Annotated in this window: 22 protein-coding genes and 1 pseudogene; all 23 read right to left on the bottom strand. The window is 68.7% G+C overall.

The window, feature by feature from the left end:
• Positions 1-18: 18 nt before the first annotated feature.
• Positions 19-1,575 carry a Mur ligase family protein gene (locus tag ACPYIS_RS05395; protein WP_424859825.1) on the bottom strand — a complete coding sequence of 519 codons (1,557 nt, stop codon included), beginning with the start codon at positions 1,573-1,575 and terminating at the stop codon, positions 19-21.
• Positions 1,572-2,750 (bottom strand): phospho-N-acetylmuramoyl-pentapeptide-transferase, encoded by a 1,179-nt coding sequence (gene mraY, locus ACPYIS_RS05390; RefSeq protein WP_299020694.1) that lies wholly within the window; start codon positions 2,748-2,750, stop codon positions 1,572-1,574. Before mraY ends, ACPYIS_RS05395 begins: the two co-directional genes overlap by 4 nt.
• Complete coding sequence (locus ACPYIS_RS05385) at positions 2,740-4,173, bottom strand: UDP-N-acetylmuramoyl-tripeptide--D-alanyl-D-alanine ligase (protein ID WP_424894985.1); 1,434 nt, start codon at positions 4,171-4,173, stop codon at positions 2,740-2,742. The genes mraY and ACPYIS_RS05385 overlap by 11 nt, the downstream gene beginning before the upstream one ends.
• A gap of 11 nt (positions 4,174-4,184) precedes the next feature.
• On the bottom strand, positions 4,185-5,747 hold the full coding sequence (locus ACPYIS_RS05380; RefSeq protein ID WP_424894986.1) for a UDP-N-acetylmuramoyl-L-alanyl-D-glutamate--2,6-diaminopimelate ligase: 1,563 nt from the start codon (positions 5,745-5,747) through the stop codon (positions 4,185-4,187).
• Positions 5,744-7,480: a peptidoglycan D,D-transpeptidase FtsI family protein gene (locus tag ACPYIS_RS05375; RefSeq protein ID WP_299020699.1), complete on the bottom strand. Its 1,737-nt coding sequence runs from the start codon at positions 7,478-7,480 to the stop codon at positions 5,744-5,746. The genes ACPYIS_RS05380 and ACPYIS_RS05375 overlap by 4 nt, the downstream gene beginning before the upstream one ends.
• 23 nt (positions 7,481-7,503) lie before the next feature.
• Entirely contained in the window at positions 7,504-7,794 is a 291-nt protein-coding gene (ftsL, locus tag ACPYIS_RS05370) for a cell division protein FtsL (RefSeq protein WP_299020687.1), read from the bottom strand.
• The gene (rsmH, locus tag ACPYIS_RS05365; protein WP_424859827.1) at positions 7,785-8,732 is read right to left on the bottom strand and encodes a 16S rRNA (cytosine(1402)-N(4))-methyltransferase RsmH; all 948 of its coding nucleotides are present in this window, start codon (positions 8,730-8,732) and stop codon (positions 7,785-7,787) included. The genes ftsL and rsmH overlap by 10 nt, the downstream gene beginning before the upstream one ends.
• A 16-nt stretch (positions 8,733-8,748) precedes the next feature.
• The gene (gene mraZ, locus ACPYIS_RS05360; protein ID WP_299020681.1) at positions 8,749-9,177 is read right to left on the bottom strand and encodes a division/cell wall cluster transcriptional repressor MraZ; all 429 of its coding nucleotides are present in this window, start codon (positions 9,175-9,177) and stop codon (positions 8,749-8,751) included.
• Positions 9,178-9,413: 236 nt separating this feature from the next.
• The gene (gene hslU, locus ACPYIS_RS05355; RefSeq protein WP_424860139.1) at positions 9,414-10,721 is read right to left on the bottom strand and encodes an ATP-dependent protease ATPase subunit HslU; all 1,308 of its coding nucleotides are present in this window, start codon (positions 10,719-10,721) and stop codon (positions 9,414-9,416) included.
• A gap of 8 nt (positions 10,722-10,729) precedes the next feature.
• Positions 10,730-11,308, bottom strand: a complete 579-nt coding sequence (gene hslV, locus ACPYIS_RS05350) for an ATP-dependent protease subunit HslV (protein WP_299020714.1) — start codon at positions 11,306-11,308, stop codon at positions 10,730-10,732.
• 5 nt (positions 11,309-11,313) lie between these two features.
• A complete protein-coding gene (locus ACPYIS_RS05345; RefSeq protein ID WP_424859828.1) occupies positions 11,314-13,002 on the bottom strand; it encodes an STAS domain-containing protein in 1,689 nt (562 codons plus the stop codon).
• A gap of 47 nt (positions 13,003-13,049) precedes the next feature.
• Positions 13,050-13,901: an RNA polymerase-binding protein DksA gene (dksA, locus tag ACPYIS_RS05340; RefSeq protein WP_424859829.1), complete on the bottom strand. Its 852-nt coding sequence runs from the start codon at positions 13,899-13,901 to the stop codon at positions 13,050-13,052.
• 21 nt (positions 13,902-13,922) lie between these two features.
• Complete coding sequence (locus tag ACPYIS_RS05335) at positions 13,923-14,993, bottom strand: CobW family GTP-binding protein (RefSeq protein ID WP_424859830.1); 1,071 nt, start codon at positions 14,991-14,993, stop codon at positions 13,923-13,925.
• 21 nt (positions 14,994-15,014) lie between these two features.
• Positions 15,015-16,199 (bottom strand): class I SAM-dependent rRNA methyltransferase, encoded by a 1,185-nt coding sequence (locus ACPYIS_RS05330; protein ID WP_299020725.1) that lies wholly within the window; start codon positions 16,197-16,199, stop codon positions 15,015-15,017.
• A 45-nt stretch (positions 16,200-16,244) separates the two neighbouring features.
• Positions 16,245-17,468 carry an RNA-guided endonuclease InsQ/TnpB family protein gene (locus ACPYIS_RS05325; RefSeq protein ID WP_299020731.1) on the bottom strand — a complete coding sequence of 408 codons (1,224 nt, stop codon included), beginning with the start codon at positions 17,466-17,468 and terminating at the stop codon, positions 16,245-16,247.
• Complete coding sequence (locus ACPYIS_RS05320) at positions 17,462-18,091, bottom strand: IS607 family transposase (RefSeq protein ID WP_299020734.1); 630 nt, start codon at positions 18,089-18,091, stop codon at positions 17,462-17,464. Before ACPYIS_RS05320 ends, ACPYIS_RS05325 begins: the two co-directional genes overlap by 7 nt.
• Before the next feature lie 2 nt (positions 18,092-18,093).
• Positions 18,094-18,591: a hypothetical protein gene (locus tag ACPYIS_RS05315; protein WP_299020737.1), complete on the bottom strand. Its 498-nt coding sequence runs from the start codon at positions 18,589-18,591 to the stop codon at positions 18,094-18,096.
• Between the two features lie 187 nt (positions 18,592-18,778).
• A pseudogene (locus tag ACPYIS_RS05310) lies at positions 18,779-18,907 on the bottom strand (helix-turn-helix domain-containing protein); the annotation flags it as partial.
• Between the two features lie 163 nt (positions 18,908-19,070).
• Positions 19,071-19,499 carry a DsrE family protein gene (locus ACPYIS_RS05305; protein WP_299022451.1) on the bottom strand — a complete coding sequence of 143 codons (429 nt, stop codon included), beginning with the start codon at positions 19,497-19,499 and terminating at the stop codon, positions 19,071-19,073.
• Positions 19,500-19,572: 73 nt separating this feature from the next.
• Positions 19,573-20,598 carry a tyrosine recombinase XerC gene (locus tag ACPYIS_RS05300; protein WP_299022453.1) on the bottom strand — a complete coding sequence of 342 codons (1,026 nt, stop codon included), beginning with the start codon at positions 20,596-20,598 and terminating at the stop codon, positions 19,573-19,575.
• The gene (locus ACPYIS_RS05295; RefSeq protein ID WP_424894987.1) at positions 20,582-21,295 is read right to left on the bottom strand and encodes a DUF484 family protein; all 714 of its coding nucleotides are present in this window, start codon (positions 21,293-21,295) and stop codon (positions 20,582-20,584) included. The genes ACPYIS_RS05300 and ACPYIS_RS05295 overlap by 17 nt, the downstream gene beginning before the upstream one ends.
• A 53-nt stretch (positions 21,296-21,348) precedes the next feature.
• Positions 21,349-22,227 carry a diaminopimelate epimerase gene (dapF, locus tag ACPYIS_RS05290; RefSeq protein WP_299022457.1) on the bottom strand — a complete coding sequence of 293 codons (879 nt, stop codon included), beginning with the start codon at positions 22,225-22,227 and terminating at the stop codon, positions 21,349-21,351.
• Positions 22,227-22,898 (bottom strand): OmpA family protein, encoded by a 672-nt coding sequence (locus ACPYIS_RS05285; protein ID WP_409934446.1) that lies wholly within the window; start codon positions 22,896-22,898, stop codon positions 22,227-22,229. The genes dapF and ACPYIS_RS05285 overlap by 1 nt, the downstream gene beginning before the upstream one ends.
• Positions 22,899-22,948: the final 50 nt, after the last annotated feature.

The raw sequence follows: 22,948 nt of genomic DNA, 5'->3' as shown, positions 1-22,948 counted from the left end.
GCCAACGATCGATCACGCTCATGCGGGTGTCCCCTCGTCGTGCTGCAGCGCACGCACCGCGTCCACGAACACCTGGGCCCGGTGCGCGTAATCGCGAAACATGTCCAGACTGGCACACGCAGGCGACAGCAGCACCGCGTCGCCGGGTTGTGCCTGGGCCGCGCACCAGCGCACGGCGGCTGGCAAATCGTCGAACCGGGCCCGTGGCACGTCCGTGTTGGCCAGCGCGGCCTCGATGGCGGGGGCGTCGCGGCCGATCAGCGCGACCGCGCGCGCGTAACGGCGCACCGGCGCCGCCAGCGGCGCGAAATCCTGTCCCTTGCCGTCCCCGCCCAAGATCACCACCAAGCGACGCTGTGGCCCCAGCCCTTCGATGGCAGCCAGCGTGGCGCCGACGTTGGTGCCCTTGCTGTCGTCGATGTATTCGACATCGCCGACGATGGCCACGGACTCGACCCGGTGCGGCTCGCCGCGGTAGTCGCGCAGCGAGTGCAGCAGTGGCGCCAACGGCGCGCCCGCCGCCGTGGCCAGCGCCAGCGCCGCCAGCGCATTGGTGGCATTGTGGCGGCCCTGGATGCGCAGCGCCTCGGCGGGCATGAGCCGCTGCAGCGGCAGCGAATCGGCCGCTGCTGCTGCAGCCCCACGCACCGGCGCATCGTCGTCGGGCCGGGCACGCACCAGCCAAGTGATGCCGTTGACGGTCTCCAGCCCCCATTCGCCCGGGCGCTGTGGCAGCCCGGCACCGAAACTCGTCCACGCCCGTGCCGGCACCGGCGGCGCACGGCGACCACGCACCGGCTCGGGCGGGGGCGGCTGCCAGGCCGCGACGATGGGATCGTCGCGGTTGAGGATCATCTGCCCGTGCTGGCCGAAGATGCGCGCCTTGGCGGCCGCGTAGGCCTGCAGGGTGCCGTGCCAGTCCAGGTGATCCTGGGTCACGTTGAGCACCACGGCCGCCGTGGGCTCGAAGCCCTCCACCCCGTCGAGCTGAAAACTCGACAGCTCCAGCACCCAGACCCGCGGCAGTGCGTCGGCGGCAAGCCGATCGGCCAGGGTGTCGAGCAGGGTCGGGCCGATATTCCCGGCCACGGCCACGTCCCAGCCGATGCTGCGCAGCAGGTGGCCGGTGAGCGCAGTGGTGGTGGTTTTGCCGTTGGTGCCGGTGACAGCCAGCACCGCGGGGCGGTAGGCCCGCGCCTCGGCGAGGGTGCGCAGGGCGTGAGCAAACAGGTCCAGCTCACCGCGCACCGGCACGCCCACGGCGGCCGCGGCGTCGCGCAGCGGCGCCAGCTGCGCGGGGGCGATGCCCGGGCTGCGCGCCACCAGCGCCCAGGGCGCGCGCGCAAAGAGATCGGCGTCGAACGCGACGCCACGCAGCAGCGTGCTGCCCGGGGCCACCGCCTGCAGCGCGTCGGCCTGCGGCGGCTCGGCGCGCGTGTCGGCCACGGTCACGCGCGCCCCAGCAGCGTGCAGCCAGCGCGCCAGCGCCCGCCCCGAGGCACCCAGCCCCAGCACGAGCACATCGCGCTCGCGCACACCGGGCAGCAGGTCGTGGGTCCAGACGGTCGTGTTCATCGCAGCTTGAGGGTGGACAGGCCGATGAGGCACAACAGCATGGTGATGATCCAGAAGCGCACGACGACCTGCGTCTCGCGCCAGCCGGATTTTTCGAAGTGGTGATGCAGCGGCGCCATCTTGAACAGGCGCCGGCCCTCGCCCCAGCGGCGTTTGGTGTATTTGAACCACGCCACCTGCAGCATCACCGACAGCGCCTCGGCGACGAAGATGCCGCCCATGATCGCCAGCACGATCTCTTGGCGCACGATAACGGCGATCGTGCCCAGGGCGGCACCCAGCGCCAGCGCACCGACGTCGCCCATGAATACCTGCGCGGGATAGGCGTTGAACCACAGAAAGGCCAGGCCCGCCCCGGCCATGGCGGCGCAAAAGACCAACAGCTCGCCCGTGCCTGGGATGTAGGGCAGCAGCAGATAGCGCGCAAACACCGCGTTGCCCGTCACATAGGCAAAGACGCCCAGCGCCGAGCCCACCATCACCACCGGCATAATGGCCAAGCCATCCAGGCCATCGGTCAGGTTGACCGCGTTGCTCGAGCCCACGATGACCAGGTAGGTCAGAATCACAAACCCGGTCACCCCCAGCGGGTAGCTGATCTCTTTGAAAAACGGCACCATCAGTCCGGCCTGCTGCGGCAGCTCGACCTGAAAACCGGAGCGGACCCACTCGACGAACAATGCCCACACCCGCGCGTTGGAGCTCTCGGAGATGGCAAACACCAAATAGAACGCCGCCACCAGGCCGATGACGGACTGCCAGAAATATTTCTCGCGCGAGCGCATACCCTCCGGGTCTTTACGCACCACCTTACGCCAATCGTCCACCCAGCCGATGGCCCCCATCGCCAAGGTCACGGCCAGCACGATCCACACGAAACGGTTCGACCACTCGAACCACAACAGCGTCGCGACCGTGATGGCAAACAGGATCAGCACCCCTCCCATGGTGGGCGTGCCGCTCTTGCTGAGGTGGCTCTGCACGCCGTAGGCGCGCACGGGCTGGCCGATCTTGAGCGCGGTCAGGCGCCGAATGAACCACGGCCCCGCCGTCACACCGACCAGCAGCGCCGTCATGGCCGCCATGACAGCGCGAAACGTCAGGTACTGAAAGACCCGCAGAAAGCCCAGCTCGGGCCAAATGCCCTGCAGCCACTGTGCCAGACTAGGCAGCATGGGGGGCCTCCTCCTCGTCCGCGAGCGCGTGCATGGCGGCCAGTGCCGCCACCACCCGCTCCATGCGCATGAAGCGCGATCCCTTGACCAACACACTGCCCCCGCCGGCGGGCACGGCGTCCGTGAGCGCCGACAGCAGCGCCTCGGCCGTGGCAAAGTGCTGCAGGCGCAGCGGTGCGGTATCCAGCGTCGCCGCGGCTCGGCCCATCCAGTCGCCCAGCAGCCACACGCGCTCGATGCCCTGTGCCAGCGCGTGCTGCAGCACCTCTCGATGGAAGGCCAAGGCTTGCGCGCCCACTTCGCCCATGTCGCCCAGCAGCAGCCAGCGCGGCCCCGGCAAGGCGGCCAACATATCGATGGCAGCGCGCACCGAGTCTGGATTGGCGTTGTAGGTGTCGTCGACCACCGTCCAGCGCGCACCGTGCAGCGTCAACACCCGGGTGCGGCAGCGGCCCGCCACCGGCTCGAAGGCAGCCAAACCCGCCGCGATCGCCGCCAACGGCACCCCGGCCGCCAACGCGCACGCCGTGGCCGCCAAGGCGTTGCGCACGTGGTGCCGACCGGCGATGCGCAAGCGTGTCTCGAACGCGCCCTGTGGCGTGTGGATGCGCAGCGACCACGCGCCGTCGATCCACTCGGCGCCGATGAGCTGCACATCGGCACCGTGCTCGCCAAAAGACAACGTGGCACGCGCACCCGCAAGCGTGCGCCACAGGGGGGTGTAGACATCGTCCGCCGGAAAGACCGCCGTGCCTTGCGCAGGCAGGGCGGCGAGCACCGCGCCGTTTTCTCGCGCCACGGCCTCGACGCTGGCCATGAACTCCTGGTGCTCGCGCTGCGCGTTGTTGACCAGTGCCACCGTGGGCTGCGCCATCGCAGCCAGGTGGGCGATCTCGCCGGGATGGTTCATGCCCAGCTCGACCACCGCCAGCCGGTGGCTGGGTCGCAGGCGCAGCAGCGTCAGCGGCACACCGATGTCGTTGTTCAGGTTGCCGTGCGTGGCCAGCGCCGCCTCGCCCACTGCGGCGCGCAAAATGGCGGCCGTCATCTGCGTCACCGTCGTCTTGCCATTGCTGCCAGTGACGGCAATCAACCCCCCTGACCAGCGCGCCCGCCACGCGGTCGCCAGCGCGCCGAGCGCCGTGCGGCTGTCGGGCACCTCCACGCCGCTGAGCCCCGCGGCGGCCAGTCCATGCTCGGCCAGCGCGCCGACGGCACCCGCTGCCGCCGCCTGTGGCAAGAAGTCGTGTGCGTCGAAACGCTCGCCGCGCAACGCGACGAACAAATCGCCGGCCTGCAGCGTGCGCGTGTCGGTGTGCACGCGCAGCGGCGCCAGCGGCGCCACGTCGCCCACGGCGCGCGCGCCGGGCAGCGACCCCAGTAGCTCCCCCAAGCCGTGCATGGGCGCGGGGGCCGGATTCATCGGCATCTCGGTCATCCCTGTGCCTCCCGGCGTTGGCGCAGCGCCGCGTGCGCATGGGCGCGATCGCTAAAAGGTCGGCGCACGCCGGCCACTTCCTGATAGTCCTCGTGCCCCTTGCCCGCCAGCAGCACCACGTCGGCAGCGGCAGCGTGCTGTACCGTCCAGCGGATGGCTGCGGCACGGTCGGGCTCGACGATGGCGGCGGCAGGATCGGCCAGCCCCGCACGCATCTGGGCCAGGATATGCAGCGGGTCCTCGCTGCGCGGGTTGTCACTCGTCAGTACGACCCGATCGGCGCCGCGTTCGGCAGCGGCGGCCATGAGCGGGCGCTTGCCCGGGTCACGGTCACCACCGCAGCCCAGCACGCACCACAGGCGTCCGCCCCGGCGCACCGCCAGCGCGCGCACCGCCTGCAGCGCCTTGGCCACCGCGTCGGGCGTGTGCGCATAGTCGATGAGCACCAGCGGCAAGCCCTCGTCGGGGCCGTCGTCGGCACTCCAGGCGGACTGCATGCGGCCCGGCACGGCCCCGAGTGCCCGGCTGCTGCGCTCGATGACGGGCCAGGACAGGCCGCGGCTGCGCAGCACGGCCATGGCCGCCAGCAAATTGGCGACGTTGTAGTCGCCCACGACGGGCAATTCGAACGTCGCGCGCGCTTCGCCCTCGGCGACCGTAAAGCGCACGCCCTGCGCGCGCCACTCGCGCTGCAGCAGGCGCAAGCGGGCCGGCGTCTCGGGCTGCGTGGCCACGGTCCAGAGTTCCACGCCCGCCTCACCCGTGCGGCACGCGAGCGCCTGCGCCAATTCGTGACCATACGGGTCGTCCACGCACACCACCGCCACCTGGAGCCCCGGCCAGTCGAACAGGCGGCGCTTGGCGGCCCAGTAAGACGCCATCGTGCCGTGGTAGTCCAAGTGGTCTTGCGTCAGGTTGGTAAAGACCGCGGTGTGCACGGCAGTGCCGTCGAGCCGCCCTTCTTCGATGCCGATCGACGATGCTTCCATCACCACGGCACGCACGCCGTCGTCGGCAAAGGTGCGCAGGGCACGTTGCAGGGTCACGGGGTCGGGCGTCGTCAGGCCAGTGGGGACCAACGCCGCACCGGGGCGTCCCATGCCCAGCGTGCCGATCAGTGCTGCCTCGACTCCCGCGGCCTGCAGCCACTGCGCCGTCCACCACGCGGTGGACGTCTTGCCGTTGGTGCCGGTGATCGCCACCACGTCCAGCGCTTGGCTGGGGGCGTGCCAAAAAGCACTGGCTAGGGCGCCGACCACGCCGCGCAGGCCGCGGAAGGTCGCGACCCGAGCCGACCCTGGCTCGCCTCGATCGAATGCCGCCTCGGGGTGCGCTTGCTGCCACTCGGCCAGGCCCTCGGCCTCCACCACCGCCGCGACGGCGCCCGCGTCGAGCGCAGCGGGCACGAACCGGCGCGCATCGACCGCCGCCCCGGGCCAAGCGATGAAAGCGTCGCCGGGCCGCAGCGCGCGGCTGTCGGCGCACAGCCCAGTGGCGCCGCACGCGCGCAACCACGCCAACAGGGCATCCAGCGACTCGAAGGATGGCAGCGCGCTCACACCGGATCCTCCTCGATGGCATCGGCCACGATCTGCGGCTGCACACGCATGTCAGGCGGCACCCCCAGCAGGCGCAGCGTCTGCTGGGCGACGTCCGAAAACACCGGCGCCGCCACGGCGCCACCGTAGATCACGCCGTTGCTGGGCTCGTCGATCATCACCGCGATCACCACGCGCGGCTGATCGATGGGCGCCAGGCCGACGAAAAAGCTGCGGTACTTGCGGGCGGCGTAACCCTTGCCCTCCTGCTTGCGCGCGGTGCCGGTCTTGCCCCCCACGGAGTAACCCACCGTCTGCGCCAGTTGCGCCGTGCCGCCGGGGCCGGCGGCCATGTGCAGCATGTGCCGCACCGCCAACGCATGGCGCTCGCTGAACACGCGCACGCCATGCGCGGGCTGGTCGGTGCGCAACAGGGTGATGGGCACCAGCTCGCCATCGCGCGCGAACACGGTGTAGGCCTGCGCCAGCTGCAGCAGCGACACCGACAACCCATAGCCATAGCTCATGGTGGCCTGCTCGATCGGGCGCCACGTTTTGTACGGCCGCAGTCGGCCGCTGGTGGCACCCGGAAACGGTACTGGTGGCTTGTGCCCGAAGCCGGCGCGGGTGTAAGCCTCCCACATGTCGCGCGGCTGCAACTGCATGGCCATCTTTACCGTGCCGACGTTGCTGGACTTCTGAATCACCTCGTTGACCGTCAACACGCCATAGGGGTGCACATCGGAAATCGTGAAGCCCCCCATCTGCAGCCGCCCCGGAGCGGTGGGGATCGGTGTCTCGGGCGTGACCAGCCCCTTGTCCAGCGCCAGCGCGGCGATGAACGGCTTCATGGTCGAGCCAGGCTCGAAGCTGTCGGTCAGCGCCCGGTTGCGCAGTTGCTCGCCGGTCAAGCTGCGGCGGTCGTTGGGGTTGTAGCTGGGGTAGTTGGCCAACGCCAGCACCTCGCCCGTGTGCGCATCCAGCACCACCGCACTGCCCCCGCGGGCGTTGTGCTGTAGCACCGCGTCTTTCAGGCGCTGGTAGGCAAAGTACTGGACCTTGCCGTCGATCGACAGCTGCAGGTCTCGGCCATCGACCGGCGGCACGATGTCGCGCACATCCTCGACGATGCGGCCCAGCCGATCCTTGATCACGCGGCGCGAACCGGGACGACCGCTGAGCTCGCGGTCGAACGCCAACTCGACCCCCTCTTGGCCACGGTCTTCGACGTTGGTGAAACCCACCACGTGCGCCAGCGCTTCCCCCTGCGGGTACTGGCGCTTGTACTCCTTGCGCAGGTACAGGCCCTTGATGCCCAGCGCCTGCACCTGACGCGCCACCGGCTCGTCCACCTGGCGCTTGATCCAGACAAAGTTTCGCTCACCCACCTGCAGCCGGCGCTGGAGTTCGGCCAGCGGCATCTCCAGCAACCGTGCCGCTTCGCGCAATCGGGGGTGGTTGGGATCGACGTCCTCGGGGTCGGCCCAGACGCTCTGCGCCACCACGCTGGTGGCCAAAATCATGCCGTTGCGGTCCAGGATGCGGCCGCGGCTGGCGGGCAGCTCCAGCGTGCGGGCATAGCGCACCTCGCCCTGGCGTTGGAAGAAGTCGTTGCCGATGACCTGCACGTACGCCGCCCGCGCCGCCAGCCCGGCAAAGGCCAGCGCCAGCATGGCGACGATGAAGCGGCTGCGCCATACGGGCGTGGCGCTGGTCAACAGCGGACTGCTCCCGTAGGCGATGCTGCGCGGCACCGGGGCGGGCGTCGGCTTGCGGCTCACGGCTGCCCCCCCGGCTCGACCACGGTGGTCGCCAACGTCACGTATTCGGTGATGCCCGGGTGCGCGGGACGCATTTGCAACTGGCGTTGTGCCATCTGCTGCACACGCGACGGGGCGGCCAGCGCACGCTGCTGCGCCACCAGCCGCTCGTGCTCGGCGGCCAGGCGGTTGGCCTCGGCGCGCGCACGCTCGTTGGCAACGTACAGGCGGCGCGAGTCGTACTGCAGCGTCACCAGATAGAAACAGCTGGCCAACAGCGCCAGCAACAGCACGAGGTTCAAGCGCATCGCGGCCCCCTCGTATCGGCTGGCGCCGGTGCAGCGGTGCGGGTGGCCGCGCGCATCACGGCGCTGCGCGCACGCGGGTTGGCCTCGACCTCTGCCGGGGACGGCAGGGTGCGCGTGACGTGTGCCAGCAACGCGGGCGGCGGCTCGACCACGGGAGCGCGGCGATCGACCGATGGCCGCGCGTGCGCCACCATGAAGCGCTTGACGCAGCGGTCTTCCAGCGAGTGGAAGCTGATCACCACCAGCCGCCCGCCCGGGCGCAGCAGCACGAGCGACGCCTTCAGCGCCTGTTGCAGCTCTTCAAGCTCGGCGTTGACGTAAATCCGAATAGCCTGAAATGTGCGCGTTGCAGGGTCCTTGCCCGGCTCGCGGGTTTTGACCGCGCCAGCCACGATTTCGGCCAGCTCGGCGGTGGTTCGAACAGGCCCCCGTTCCTGTCGGCGACGATCAATCGCCTTTGCAACCGATGCAGCAAACCGCTCTTCGCCGTATTCACGAAACACCTCCGTCATCTCGGCCACGCTGGCCGTGGCCAGCCACTGGGCGGCGCTGAACCCGCGCGTGGGATCCATGCGCATGTCCAGCGGCCCGTCGTGGCGGAAGGAAAAGCCGCGCGCCGGATCGTCCAGTTGCGGCGAGCTGACCCCCAAATCCATCAGCAGTCCGTCCGCGCTGGCCGGCGGCAGCGTGCCCAGGGCCGCAAAGCCCTCGTGCCGCACCGCCACCCGCGGGTCGGTCGCCGCCAGCGCCTGGGCCACCGCAATCGCCTCGGGGTCCTTGTCGAACACCGTCAGGCGCCCCCGCGGCGACAAGCGCTGCAAAATCGCGCGGCTGTGACCGCCGCGGCCAAACGTCGCGTCGATGTAGTGACCGTCCGGTTGGATCTGAAGGGCCTCGACCGCTTCGTTCAACAGGACGGTGCGATGGGGATGGGTCATCGGCACCGCCCGCTCCTCAGAACGAAAAGTCCTGGAAGGCCTCGGGCATCTCGCCCTTCATGGCCTCGGCCTCCTGGGCCGCGTACGTGGCCGCATCCCAGAGTTCGAAGTGATTGCCCATGCCCAGCAGCATGGCCTCTTTGGTGATGCCGGCCGCCGCGCGCAACTCGGGCGCAATCAGCACGCGCCCCTGGGCGTCCATCTCGACGTCCTGCGCATTGCCCAAGAAGATGCGCTTCCACCACTGCGCCGACATGGGCAGCTGCGCGATGCGCTGGCGAAACGCCTCCCACTCCGGGCGGGGAAAGATCATCAGACAGCCGTGCGGGTGCTTGGTGATGGTGAGCAGACCGCCCGCCGTGGCGCTGAGGACGTCGCGATGCCGGGTCGGCACCGAGAGCCGACCTTTGGCATCGAGACTGAGGGACGAGGCGCCTTGGAACACGGATCAGATCCCGCCGTGAAAAACCACTTTTCACCACTTTTTTGCACTAGCTCCCACTTTAGCACCAAAAACCTCCGCACGACAAGTCCGCCGCGGGTTTTTTCTCGTGAAATCAAAGAGTTAAGGCCAATTGGGCACCCCAATCGGCCTTAAAAAACAGACGCCGAATCAAATGCTTACAAGGCAGCGTGCAAGCAGCTTGTCAAGAAGCGCGGCGCCCTCGCGCGCGGCGCCGGTCAGAGGATGAAGCGCGACAAATCCTCGTGCCGGGCCAGCTCGCCCAGCCGGGCGTCGACCATGGCGGCATCCACCGTGACGGTCTGGCCGCTGTGGCGCACCGCGTCGAAGCTGATCTCGTCGAGCAGCCGCTCCATGACCGTGGCCAGACGGCGCGCCCCGATGTTTTCGGTGCGCTCGTTGACCTCGTAGGCGATGGTGGCGATGCGCCGGATGGCGTCGTCGGCAAACACCAGTTGCACCCCTTCGGTGGCCAACAGTGCCTGGTACTGGCGCACCAGGCTGGCGTGCGTCTGGGTCAGGATCGCCTCGAAATCCTGCACCGACAGCGGCTGCAGCTCCACCCGGATCGGAAAGCGCCCTTGGAGCTCCGGGATCAGGTCACTGGGCTTGCTCAGGTGAAACGCGCCGCTGGCGATGAAGAGGATGTGGTCGGTCTTGACCGGCCCGTATTTGGTGGAGACGGTGGTGCCCTCCACCAGCGGCAGCAGGTCGCGCTGCACGCCCTGGCGCGACACGTCGGCGCCGCCGACCTCGCTGCGCGTGGCCACCTTGTCGATCTCGTCGATGAAGACGATGCCGTTTTGCTCAAGGTTATGGATCGCCTCGGCACGAATGTCCTCCTCGTTGACGAGCTTGGCGGCCTCCTCCTCGATGAGCAGGCGGCGTGCCTCGGCGATGCGCAGGCGGCGCGTCTTGCGCCGCCCCAGGTTGAGCTGACCGAACAGCCCCTTGATCTGCTCGGCCATCTCTTCCATGCCGGCGGGCGTCATCACCTCCAACTGCGGCTGGCTCGCCGCCAGCTCGATATCGATTTCCTTGTCGTCGAGCTGACCCTCACGCAGCTTTTTGCGAAACACCTGGCGCGCCGCGCCGTCGCGCTCCACGTCGCCGTCGCGCGGCGGGGGCAGCAGCGCATCCAGGATGCGGTCTTCGGCCACATCCTCGGCGCGCGTGCGCACGCGCGCCATCGCGGCCTCGCGCGTTTGCTTGACGGCGATGTCGGCCAGGTCGCGGATGATGCTGTCGACGTCCTTGCCGACGTAGCCGACCTCGGTGAACTTGGTGGCCTCGACCTTGATGAAGGGCGCGCCAGCGAGCCGGGCCAGCCGCCGCGCGATCTCGGTCTTGCCCACGCCGGTCGGGCCGATCATCAGGATGTTCTTGGGTGTGATCTCGGCGCGCAGCTTGGGGTCGACCTGCTGGCGCCGCCAGCGGTTGCGCAGCGCGATGGCCACCGCGCGCTTGGCCGCCTGCTGGCCTACGATGTGCTCGTCGAGCTCGGAGACGATCTCCTGCGGGGTCATGGCAGCACTCACGACAGCACCTCCACGGTGTGGTGTTGGTTGGTGTAGATGCACAGGTCGCCCGCGATGCGCAGCGCCTCGCGCACCACGGCCTCGGCCGGCAGCGCCGTGTGGTCGAGCAGCGCCAGCGCCGCCGCCTGCGCGTAGGCGCCACCGGAGCCGATAGCCACGATACCGCGCTCGGGCTCGAGCACATCGCCGTTGCCCGTGATGACCAGGCTGGTGCTGCGATCGGCCACGGCCAGCATCGCCTCCAGCCGACGCAGCACGCGGTCGGTGCGCCAGTCCTTGGTTAGCTCGACCGCGGCGCGCAGCAGGTGGCCCTGGTGCTTGTCCAGCTTGGCTTCGAACCGCTCGAACAGGGTGAAGGCGTCGGCCGTCGCGCCCGCAAAACCGGCCAACACCTGGTCGCGGTAGAGCCGGCGCACCTTGCGCGCACTGCCCTTGACCACGATGTGGCCAAGCGTGACCTGGCCGTCGCCGCCCATGGCGACCTGCACGCGGCCGGGGTCGGCCGGATCGGGGCGCCGCACACTGACGATGGTGGTGCCGTGAAAGACGGCAGAAGAGGACGAGGGGCTTTCCATGCCCGCTATTGTCGCAGGCGCACGGTGGCCAACTCGTCGATGCCGACCACATGGAAGAGCACCGCCAACAGCGGGCTCACGCCGTCGAACTCGACCCACACGCCGCGCCCGCGTGCCGCCAACAGCCACTGCAGCAAGGCCCCCGCGGCCGCGAAATCGACCCGCTGCAGCCGCCGGGCATCGAGGACGAGCCGCCGTTGCACGTCGGCGTCTCGAAGCGCCGCATCCCACGCGGCCAGCACCGCGGCGATGTCGCCGAGCAGCACCCCCTCCAACCGCAACACGGGGGCGGCCTCGGGGCCGTGCGTGGGCACCGACCAACCCGATGCCTGCACCGTGGGTACAGCGGGAAACTCGGACTCGGCCGCCGGCAGTGCCGACGTGGCAAGCTCGGGCCACGCAGCGACCTCGTCCAGTGACGCCGCGGGCTGGGCCGGAGCCAATGGCGCGGGCGCTGGCGGCAGCTCGGGCCAGGCGTCCGTGGCCTCGACCCGCGCCACCGGCTCCCGCCAGGTGGGGGGTAGCTCGCCGTAGGTCACACACCAGTCGAGCGCGACCAGATCGAATTCGTCGCGCCGCCCCATCAGGTGCAGGGCCGCCAGCCGCAGGCGCCACCACACGGGGTGATTCTCGCGCCGCCCGGACGGCGTGCTGGCCTTCAAGCGTCGCCGCAGCACGGCGCAGCCGCGCCAACGCATGACGAGTGGCCGCTGGGCCCACTGGGCCAACACCGTCGCCAGCCGTTCGGCAGCCTCGATATCGGCCGACAGCAGATCCGTCCAGTCCAGCCACACCACGCCGTCGGCGTCGTCCACCCGCTGCGCCATCGCTTCGACGGCGGCCGCATCGAGCAGGGGCGGGCAAACCCACGCCACCGGCGCCCCCGTCGGCTCGGCCGGCATGGAGGCGGGCGTCGCCGCTGCCGCGGGCGGCAGCACCACAGGCCAGCGCGGCACCGGCTGCCCGAAACGATCCGCCCACTCTGCGGCCCATTCGTCGAACCCCTCGACGTCGCCCGCCGCCCACAACAGATCGAGCAGCATGCGCCCCGCCACGCGGGCCAGCGGCGAACGCACTTCTTGCGCCTGCAGGGCCTCCAGTGCGCGCCGCGCCTCGTCCAGCCGGCCGTTGGCGAATCGCACCGCTGCCTCGGTCAACACCGGATGCGCGAGCCACGTTTCCAGCGCCGCCTCCGGGGGGGTGGTCTCGTGCGCCACCAAGTCGATGCTCATGCGAGGAGCCCCGGCACGCGCCTGCAAATGGCCACTGACGATCGGTCCCGCTCGGGCGTCTCCCGGCGCGCCGATGCGCAGACCCGGCGCGTCCGTGGCGCGGGGCATCCAGTGCTGCGCCATCTGGGCCTCGATGCGCGCGATTTGCTCGATGGTGCGGGATTTGTCCGGCCCAGAGCGGTGCCAGCCACTGCGGGCGTGGCTACTGCTGGACGGCGAAGCCACCGGCTCGGACGCAGTGCCTGCCGCCGGCCGCACCCTCATCAGCTCGCGCAGCTCATCGAGTTCCTGGTGGCGCACGCGATCGTTGCGCCGTTTGCGCAAAATGGCCGCCTTGAGGGCGCGCCGCTCCTCGTCCAGCCCGGCAACACCGCCATCGCGGCGCGCGCCCGGGCGCCACCAGCGCTGCCACAGCTGCCGCCACCAGCCAGCACTGGTGGGCGTCGTGGGCTGGTCAGGCATGGGGTGCACCCTCGCAAAAACGCCGGGCTCGCCAGCCCGTTGGCGCGTCAGTCGCCAAACAGCTTTTGCTTGAGTTCCCGTCGCTGCTGGGCCTCGATCGACAGGCTCGCCGTCGGCCGCGCCAGCAGCCGTCCGACCCCGATGGGCTCGCCGGTCTCTTCGCAATAACCGTAGTCGCCACTGTCGATACGCGCCAGCGCCTGCTCGATCTTTTTGAGCAGCTTGCGTTCGCGGTCGCGCGTGCGCAGCTCGAGCGCGTGCTCTTCCTCGATGGTGGCGCGGTCGGCCGGGTCGGGCACCACCACCGTGTCTTCACGCAGGTGCTCGGTGGTCTCGCCGGCATTGCTGAGGATGTCGGCCTTGAGCGCGAGCAGCTTGCGGCGGAAATACGCCAGCTGCACATCGTTCATGTACTCGCTGTCGGGCATGGCCAGGATGTCGGCGTCGGTCAGCTGCTCGACGGGCAGCTTTTTCCAGTTATCGGCCCGGGCGGGATCTTTGCGCAGGGCGGAGGCGGTCGTCGGGGCAACGGTGGTCGTCATGGCAGGTTCGGGGGCATAGCTGGCCTTGGCCGCGCGCGGGTCGTGCGTGGGCGCCACCGCTTCGGTGGTCTGCGCATGCATGGCGGCCTTCTCGGCGCGGCGCGAGGCCGCCACCGACGGTTTGCGCGCCGCGCGCGGCTTGGCCTCACCACCGCCCCCGTCGGACGGGGCGGCCGAGGCGGCATCGGAGGACGGGACCTCGCTCGATGGCGAACGGTTCTTCACGGCGCATCTCCTCTGGTCTGAACGGGTGCGGACGCTGAGCGGCGACACCCTGGCGGCCTCCCCGCCGCCTGGGCACACCCGACCGAATGGGCGCCGATTGTAAGCGCAGTCGGGGCTGCGCTGGCCCCGCATGTGGCAGCAGGCCGACGCGCGTCACGCCAGCGATTGTTCCAACCCCTGCACCAGGATGTCGCGCGGCAGGTCGATGCCGATGAACACCATCTTGCTCTCGCGCGTCTCGCCCGGCTTCCACACCGGCCCGAGGTCGCTGCCCATCAGTTGGTGCACGCCCTGAAAGATGACCTTGCGGTCGGTGCCCTGCATGTACAACACCCCTTTGTAGCGCAGCAGCTTCGGCCCCCAGACCTGCACCACCGCACCCAGGAAGTCCTCCAGCTTGTACGGATCGAACGGACGCTGGCTGCGCCAGACGAAGCTCTGGACATCGTCGTCGTGGTGATGGTGCTTGCCGTGGCCATGGCCATGCCCGTGCTCGTGCGCGCAATGGCCGTGCTCATGGTCGCAGTGGCGGTGGTCGTCGTGCTCGTGGTCGTGCGCGTGCCCGTCGGCCTGCAGAAAGTCCGGGTCGATCTCGAGCTTGGCGTTGAGGTTGAAGCCGCGCAAATCGAGTACCTTGGACAGCGGCACCTGGCCGAAGTGCACCGGCTCGATGGGCGCGCGCGGGTTCATGTGCTTGAGGCGATGGATGAGCGCATCGAGCGCCTCGGGCGTTACCAGATCGGCCTTGCTGATGAAAATCTGGTCCGCAAAGCCCACCTGGCGGCGCGCCTCCTGCCGCTCGTCGAGCTGCTGCGGGGCGTGCTTGGCGTCCACCAAGGTCACGATCGCGTCGAGCAGGTAGCTCTCGGCGATCTCGTCGTCCATGAAAAACGTCTGCGCCACCGGCCCCGGATCGGCCAGCCCGGTGGTCTCGATGATCACGCGATCGAACGCCAGCAGGCCCTTGCGCCGCTTGGCCGCCAGCAGCGACAGCGTGCTGCGCAGGTCTTCGCGGATGGTGCAGCACACGCAGCCATTGCTCATCTGCACGATTTGTTCCTCGGTGTCGGCCACCAGGATCTCGTTGTCGATGTTTTCGGCGCCGAACTCGTTTTCGATCACGGCGATGCGCTGGCCGTGCGCCTCGGTGAGCACGCGCTTGAGCAGCGTGGTCTTGCCCGAGCCCAGAAAACCGGTGAGGATGGTTGCAGGAATGAGTGCCATGGGATCAGTGTAGAGCAGGTGTCAAGGCCGGCGCCACAGCACCAGCCCCTTGAGGTACTCGCCCTCGGGAAAGGCGAGCCCGGTCGGATGGTCGGGGGCACCGCCGTGCCGCGCCACGATGGTGGCGTCCACCCCCGCCTCGTGCGCGGCGCTGGCGATGATTTTCTGAAACAACTCGACCCCCACCGCGCCCGAACACGAATACGTCAGCAGCAAACCACCCGGGCGCAGTAGCTTGAAGCCCAGCCGATTGACGTCTTTATATGCCCGCGCGGCGCGCTCCAGGTGCGTCGCCGACGGCGCGAGCTTGGGCGGATCGAGCACGATCAGGTCGAACTGCCGCCCCTCGGTCGCGAAGGCGCGCAGACTCGCGTTGACATCGGCGTCCAAAAAGGTACAGCGTGCCGCCTCGAAGCCGTTGAGCGCCACGTTGCGTTGCGCGCGCGCCAGTGCCGGGGCGGAGGAGTCGATCGACGTCACGTGGCGCGCCCCACCGGCGAGTGCCGCCACCGTGAACCCCCCGGTGTAGCAATAACAGTTGAGCACCTCCGCCACCCCAAAGCGGCGCGTCAGGTGCGCGCAATCGCGCCGGCTGTCGCGCTGGTCCAAGTAGTAGCCCGTCTTGTGTCCCTCGGCCACGTCCAGACTCAGGCGCCAGCCGTTTTCTTGGATCACGCACTCGGTGGGGCCGGTACCCCGCAGCCAGCCCGTCACCGGCGGCAGCCCTTCGCGCTGGCGCACGCTGGCGTCGGAACGCTCGTACAGTCGCGTCAGGCCCGTCACCCGCAACAGCGCGTCGGCGATCGCGGCCTTGTGCCGCTCGGCGCCGCTGCTGCCAAACTGCGCGACCAGCGTCTCGCCGTAGCGATCCACGACCAAGCCCGGCAGCCCATCGGACTCGCCGTGCACCAGCCGCACGCCGTCGCTGTCGATGGCCAGCCGCGAGCGCAGCTCGACCGCAGCGCGCAGACGCCGCTCGAAAAACGCGCCGTCGATGCGCTCGGCCTCGTCGAAGCTCCAGACGCGCACGCGGATCTTGGAGCGCGGCGCATACGCGCCCCAGGCCAGAAAGCGCCCGTCGGCGCTCTCCACCCGCACGGTCTCGCCGGCATCCGCCTGACCGCGCTCGATCGCGCCATCGAACACCCACGGGTGGTGGCGCAGTAGCGAGCGCTCCTTGCCCGCTTTCAGTCGAATCGTCTTCATGGGGATGGATTGTCCCACCGTTCCATCAGACTTACTCATTCCTGCTCACGCAGGAACGAAGCTGACTTCCTGCTTCACAGAGGCTGGTTTCGTCTTGAGCTTGCGCCCAAGGCCAGAGCCTGCCTCTCCACAGGCTTGACATCCGGCGGAACTCGCCGTAGGGCCGCTTAGGGCGGCCAGGCCATACGCCAGGAGATTCCTGGCGGCATTCACATCGCGATCATGGATGATTCCACAGTCCGGGCACGTCCATTCACGCACCGACAGCGGCAAATCATCGAGCCTGTGCCCGCACGCCGAGCACGTCTTGCTGCTCGCAAAGAAGCGATCTGCCACCACCACCTGCCCGCCGCGCATCGCGGCCTTGTATTGCAGTTGCCGCCGGAACTCGAAGAATCCCATGTCCATGATGGAGCGGGCCAGATGGCGGTTCTTTGCCATGCCGCGCACGTTCAGATCCTCGATGCCGATGGTGTGAAACCGGCGCGTGAGGTCTGTCGTGAGCTTGTGCAGCGCGTCCGCGCGGATGTTGACGATCCTGGCATGCAGCTTTGCCAGTCTGGCTCTGGCCTTCTTGCGGTTGGCCGAGCCTTTTTGCTTGCGACTCAGGCTGCGCGAGAGCCTTCGCAATCGGTCCAGCAGCGCCTTGTGGGGCTTCGGGCTGGGAAACATCTCTCCCGTCGAGAGCGCGGCGAGTGCCGACACACCCAGATCGACGCCTACCGCGCCTTGGTTCTCGGCTTTGGGCAGGTGCGACGTGTCGGATGTGTCCACGGTGATGCTGGCAAACCAGCGGTCGGCCACACGGGAGATGGTGGCCGACATGAGCTTGCCAGCGAAACGCAACGGCTCGCGCATGCGCACCCATCCCAGACTGGGGATGCGGATGCGACAGCCGTCGATGCTGAACTGGTCGTTGGTGAGCGTGAAGCGGTCATGCACGCCCTTCTTGCGAAACTGCGGATAGCGGGCACGGCCTGCAAAGAAGTTCTGGAACGCCTGCCCCAACTGGATGATTGCCATCTGCGGAGCGCACTTGGTCACCTCCAGCATCCAAGGGAACTGCTCACGCTTGATGGCGTTGAGCTGTCGACGCAAGGACTGCTGCGATGGCTTGGGCAGGCTAGGGTTGGCTTTCCATACCTCGTACTGGCGCTTCCACTCGACTAGTGCCCAGTTGTAGGCAAAGCGCGCAACACCGCACGCACGGGCAAAGTAGGTCGCCTGTGCGTTGTTCGGATCGAGCGCGATGCGGTGGGCAATCAGCATTGCGCAGCCTCCACGGCAGCCCGCACGCCTTCGATGAGCTTCTGGTTCTTGCGGGAGCGGCTGCCATAGAGCCGGGCACTGAAGACGGTGATGATCTCCAGCACGTCTTTTGCCAAGTCTTCCTCGAACGTCGTGTCCTCGCCCTGGTTGAGGATCACGACTTCGACGTTCTTCGCCTCGCAGATGGCAAACACCAGTTCCGCGCCCAAGCGCAGCAGCCGGTCTTTGTGCGTGATGACCAAGCGCCCGACCTGCCCGTCGATGATTGCATCGAGCAGGCGCTTGAGGCCCTTCTTGTGATAGTTCATGCCGGAACCCAGGTCGGCAATGACCTCGAACGTCCAGCCTTGGCGGGCGCAGTAGCGTTCGAGCACCTGCTTTTGCCGCTCTAGGTCGTCTTTCTGGTCGTGGCTGGAGACCCGTGCGTAGGCGATGGTGCGCCGCGCCGTTTCCGCTGCGCGGAATTGCTCTGGCCGAAGCCGCGCAAGGTCGTAGCGACGCCGGCCACCCGGCGTGCGTTCATCGGGCAAAAGCCGACCTTCGCGCTCCCAGCGGCGCAGAGTCTGCGGCGACACGCCCACGAACTCGGCGGCCTCTTGAATGCTGACCATCTTGCGAGACATGATCAAAATATACACTTCTGCGCAATAACAGTCAACTTTTTATATGAGTCCAGTACCTTTGGCACTCGGGTTGATGTTGCAAGAAGAAGGATAGCGGTGAACGCTGGCCGAGGGTGTGGTGCGGACGCTGAAGCGTTGTAGAAGACGAGCCAGTCGGCGAGCTTGCGGTTGAAGAGGGCGAGGTCGGTAAAGAGCAACTCCTCGTGGTCGTCCACGAAGGACTCCTGGATCGTGCGATGGAAGCGCTCGGCGTGGGCGGGCGTCCGGGCGTTTTGGGGTAGGTGTACCAGCGCTTGACGCCGCGCTCCTTCAAGGAGCTGGGCGAAGTCGGCTTCGAACTCGCTGCCGTTGTCGGACAGCACCGTCGTGGGGCTCTGGGGCAGCAGGGACAGGCCCCGTTCGAGGGCGCGGGCGGTGTACCGGGCGTGCTTGGAGGGTAGCCCCACGGCAAAAGCAAAGTGTGAAACTGGATCGATGAAGGTGACGATGTAGCGGGGCATGCCGCAAGCGACTGCGCTCGCGGGTAGAGCAGGCCAGCACCTCCAGGGCTTGGGCTTTGACCTTGGTGGGGTGGAGGGTGCGTAGCCGCCGGATTTCGCTCACCAGGCGCGGGTCGGTCTTGGGCACCCTGCGCTTTCGTGGAGCGCAGGATTGTGCGGCCAGGGCAGCCGGGTTGCCGCCTTGGGCTTTGAGGGCGGCTTTCCAGCGGTAGAGGGTGCGGCGCGAGACACCGAAGGCGTCACGGGTCGCGGCCAGTCCGTGCTTGTCGAAGAAACGAAGAATTTCAAGGCGTCTGTGGGCATCTTTGGGTGTCATGTCCCAAAGATGCCCCAGAGCCGCTACCCGGTAAAACCCCCGGATGCGGTACCCACCGCGGTGGATTTGCATGGCACTCCTCTTGGTTCACAGGAGTGCCAAAGGTTTCTGAGCTTATGCATGCACTTTTATCTAAGCTGTTCGCCCCGCCCACCGCCCCCGCTCAGGGACGCAGATACACGAAGCCCTCGCGTGCCTGTAACTTCGCCACCTCGGCCACGCCTGAGGGCACGATCTTCGCCTCCGGCAGCAGCTTGGCCGCGTCGATCTTGCGCGCCACCAGCGTGTTGTTGCAGACGCGGAACTCGACCCCCTTGTTGGCCAAGTCCGCCACCGCACCGGCAAACGGCTGGTCTTGCTGGTTGGTTGCCCCCTCGAGCAGAAAGTCGATCCCCAAGCCGTGCGTGACGACGACGATCTTGGCCGAGGGATCGGCCGCGAGGTGGTTGCGGATATTGCCAATCGCCCGCGAAGCTTGCGGGATGCCTTCGCTCAGGTGGTACACGACCTTGATCGGCTCGGCCGCGCGGGCGGCTGACGCCAGGGTCAGCGAAACGACGAATACGGTCAACCAACGCCACAACCACGTCATGATCTATGCATCCAACGATCGACTGGGCGCACCCCCAGCCAGCGCGACGATTGTGGCGCAAAATACCAACCGGCTACACCCCGGGGTTTCCCGAACCATCACCCCTGGCAGGGGTTTCGGCGCATCCCCGCTCGGTGGGGGCCGGCGCCGTTCGGCGCGCGCGCGGATGCGCCGCTTCGTAGATGCGGCTCAGGTGCTGGAAGTCCAGCCGGGTGTAGACCTGCGTGCTGGCGATGCTGGCGTGCCCGAGCAGCTCCTGTACCCCGCGCAGGTCGCCGCTGGACTGCAGCACGTGGCTGGCAAAGCTGTGGCGCAACACGTGCGGGTGCACGTGCACACCCACGCCCGTCTGGGCACTCCAAGCCGCCAAACGGCGGCGCGCCACTTGCGGCGTCAAGCGCTCGCCACGCGCGCCCAGAAAGACCGCCCCAGGGTCGGTGCCACGCACCCACGTCGGGCGCACCCGCAGCCACGCCGTCAACGCCGCCACGGCCGGTGGGCCCATCGGCACGCTGCGCCGCTTGCCGCCTTTGCCCACGACATGCACCTCGCCCGCGGCCAGGTCGATCCAGCCGCCACCGTCGCGCCCGGGCTGCAGATCGAGCCCGAGCAGCTCGCCGATGCGCAGGCCGCAGCCGTACAGCAGTTCGACCATGGCGTGGTCGCGCTGCGCCTCGGCCTGCGCCTGCGGCGACGCGGTGGGCGCGGGCGGCGGCGCGCCCTGCACCAGTTGCAGGGCCGCCTCCACGGGCAACGCCTTGGGCAAAGGACGCGCCGCCTTGGGCGCGCGCACGCCCTGCAAGGGATGCTGCGCGATGCCTCCCTGCCGGCCGAGCCAGTCGTAAAAACCGCGCCAGCTCGACAGCACGAGCGCAATGCCGCGTGGCGCGCGCCCCGCCGCGTGCAGCTGCGCCACCCAGCGCCGCACATGCGAGGCGCGCACGGCGCCCAGCGTCAACCCTTGCGCGTGGGCGCGATGGCACAAGTCCTGCAGGTGGCGTTCGTACAGGGCCACGGTGCGCGCGGCCAAGCGTTTTTCGACCCGCACATGGGTCAGGTATGCCGCCACCCGCGCGGCGTCGTCAGCGACTGCATCCATCGGCCCCATCTCCCGGGGGCAACAGGCGGCCCAGGGCGACTGCGGCCAGCTCGCCGATGCGCGCCAGAAAGTCGGTGCCGGCACTGGCCTGGAAGCGCCGTGCATCGGGCGAACCCAAGACCAGTAGCCCAAAGGCGGGCTGCTGTACCGCGCGGCGCAGCGGCAGCAACGCCACCGAGGCCACCGCCGCCGGATCGGGCAGCCACTGCACCGCCTCCACACCCGGATTGGCCCCGCAGTAGGGTTGCGGCAGTGACGAGGCGAACGCGCGGGCGTCGTCACTGACGCCCTGGGCAAACGGGGCATTCGTCCACGGCACATCGACGCCCCAAACCTTGAGCGCCACCATGGGCACGTCGAACTCGCGCTGCAAGCCCTCGATCACCGCCGCCGGCAACGCGTCGGGCGCGTCGACCGCGAGCAACCCACACGTCCAACGGTGCAGCCGCTGCAGCAGCGCGGTGTTGTCCTGTCCGTGGCGGATCATCTCGGCCGTGCGCAGCTCGAGCTGCCGCAGCCGCTCACGCAGGATCTCGACTTGGCGCTCCAACAGGCTGACGGCCCTGCCCGCGTGCGGGCTGGTCAGCTGCACCGAGGCCAGCACATCCGCATGCCGCTCGAAAAAATCGGGGCTGTTGACCAGAAACTGGACGATATCGTCTTCGGTGATCGGTTGCAGCGGGGCGGTGGGATTCAAGGGCGTCTCCTGCGGTCGCCGCGCCAAGGCGGCTTGACGCGGATTGTCGCGCATCAGCAGCTATCCGGCACATCCACCACGCCGCTGAATACCGGCTCGGCCGGACCGGTCATGCGCACCGTGCTGTGCAGCCCCTGGTGCGCCGGCCACTCGATGGTCAAGCGCCCCCCCGGCAAATCGACGTCCACGCGCTCGTCGAACCACCCCAGACGAATACCCGCCACCACCGCGGCACAGGCCCCCGTGCCGCAGGCCAGCGTTTCGCCGGCGCCACGCTCGTACACGCGCAGCCGGGCGCGCCCGCGATCGAGCACCTGCACGAAACCCGCGTTGACCCGGCGCGGGAAGCGCGGATGCGACTCGATCCACGGCCCCCACTGCGCCACCGGGGCCTTGTCCACGTCGTCGACACGCAGCACGGCATGGGGGTTGCCCATCGACAACACGGCCAGCCAACACTCGGGGCCGCCGTCCGGTGGGGTCAGCGGCCAGCGGCACCAGTCCCCTTCGGCCCGTGGCACGAGCCCTGCGGTGTCGAACGGCACGCGCGCCGGCTCGAACACGGGCGCGCCCATGTCCACTGTCACGCGCCCGTCGTCTTGACGCAACAGCGTCAGCACCCCGGCGCGGGTCTGCACCCGCACCGACCGGGCCTGCGTCAGCCCGGCATCGTGCACATAGCGCGCAAAGCAGCGCGCGCCGTTGCCGCAGTTTTCCACCTCACCGCCGTCGGCGTTGTGGATCACGTATTCGAAATCCACGCCCGCGTGCGGCGCGGGCCGCACGCGCAGGATCTGGTCGGCACCGACCCCGAAATGCCGGTCGGCCAGCCAGCGGATCTGCGCTTCATTCAGGGGATAGCGCGTGCGCGTCTCGTCAAGCACGATGAAATCGTTGCCCGCCCCCTGCATCTTGGTAAACGGCACCCGCATCAACTCGCCTGCTCCGCGACGAAGATCTCCACCCGGCGGTTGCGCGCGCGGCCTTCGGCGGTGTCGTTGCTGGCCACTGGCTCGCGCGAGCCACGCCCATCGATGGCGATGCGCTGGATCGCCACCCCGCGCGTGACCAGGTAGTCGCGCACGGCTGCCGCGCGATTGATCGACAGCGGGTTGTTGATGGCGTCGCTGCCCGTGCTGTCGGTGTGGCCGACGATGGTCACGCGCGCCGCCGGGTTGCGCTTGAGGCCCTCGGCAAAAGTGTCGAGCACGGAGCGGAAGTTGGGCTTGATGTCAGCACGGCCGACGTCGAACGAAATGTCGCTCGGGATCTCGAGCTTGAGCCGGTTGTCCGCCGTCTGCGTCACGGCCACGCCGGTGCCCGCGGTGGCGGCTTCCATCTCGCGCTTTTGCTGCTCCATGCGGCTGGACCAGACGTAGCCGCCCAGCGCCCCGGCCCCGGCCCCGATCGCCGCCCCGCGCACCGCGCCCTTGCTGCCGTCGGTCACCGCGCCCAGCACGGCCCCCGCCGCCGCGCCGATCATCGCGCCCTTAGCGGTGCCGGACTTTTGCTCTTCCGACATATTGGCACAGCCCGCCAGCAGCACGGCACTGGCCGCGGCCATCGCCATCGATCCGCGCATGAATGTCCGTCGAATCGTCATCACCGTCTCCTTGTCTTGCGCGCCCCAAGGCGCGATTCATTACCATTGTG

It is taken from the genome of Tepidimonas sp. HKU78, assembly GCF_049860815.1.
Lineage (GTDB): Bacteria > Pseudomonadota > Gammaproteobacteria > Burkholderiales > Burkholderiaceae_C > Tepidimonas.
This window is presented reverse-complemented; position numbering and strand designations above follow the sequence as displayed.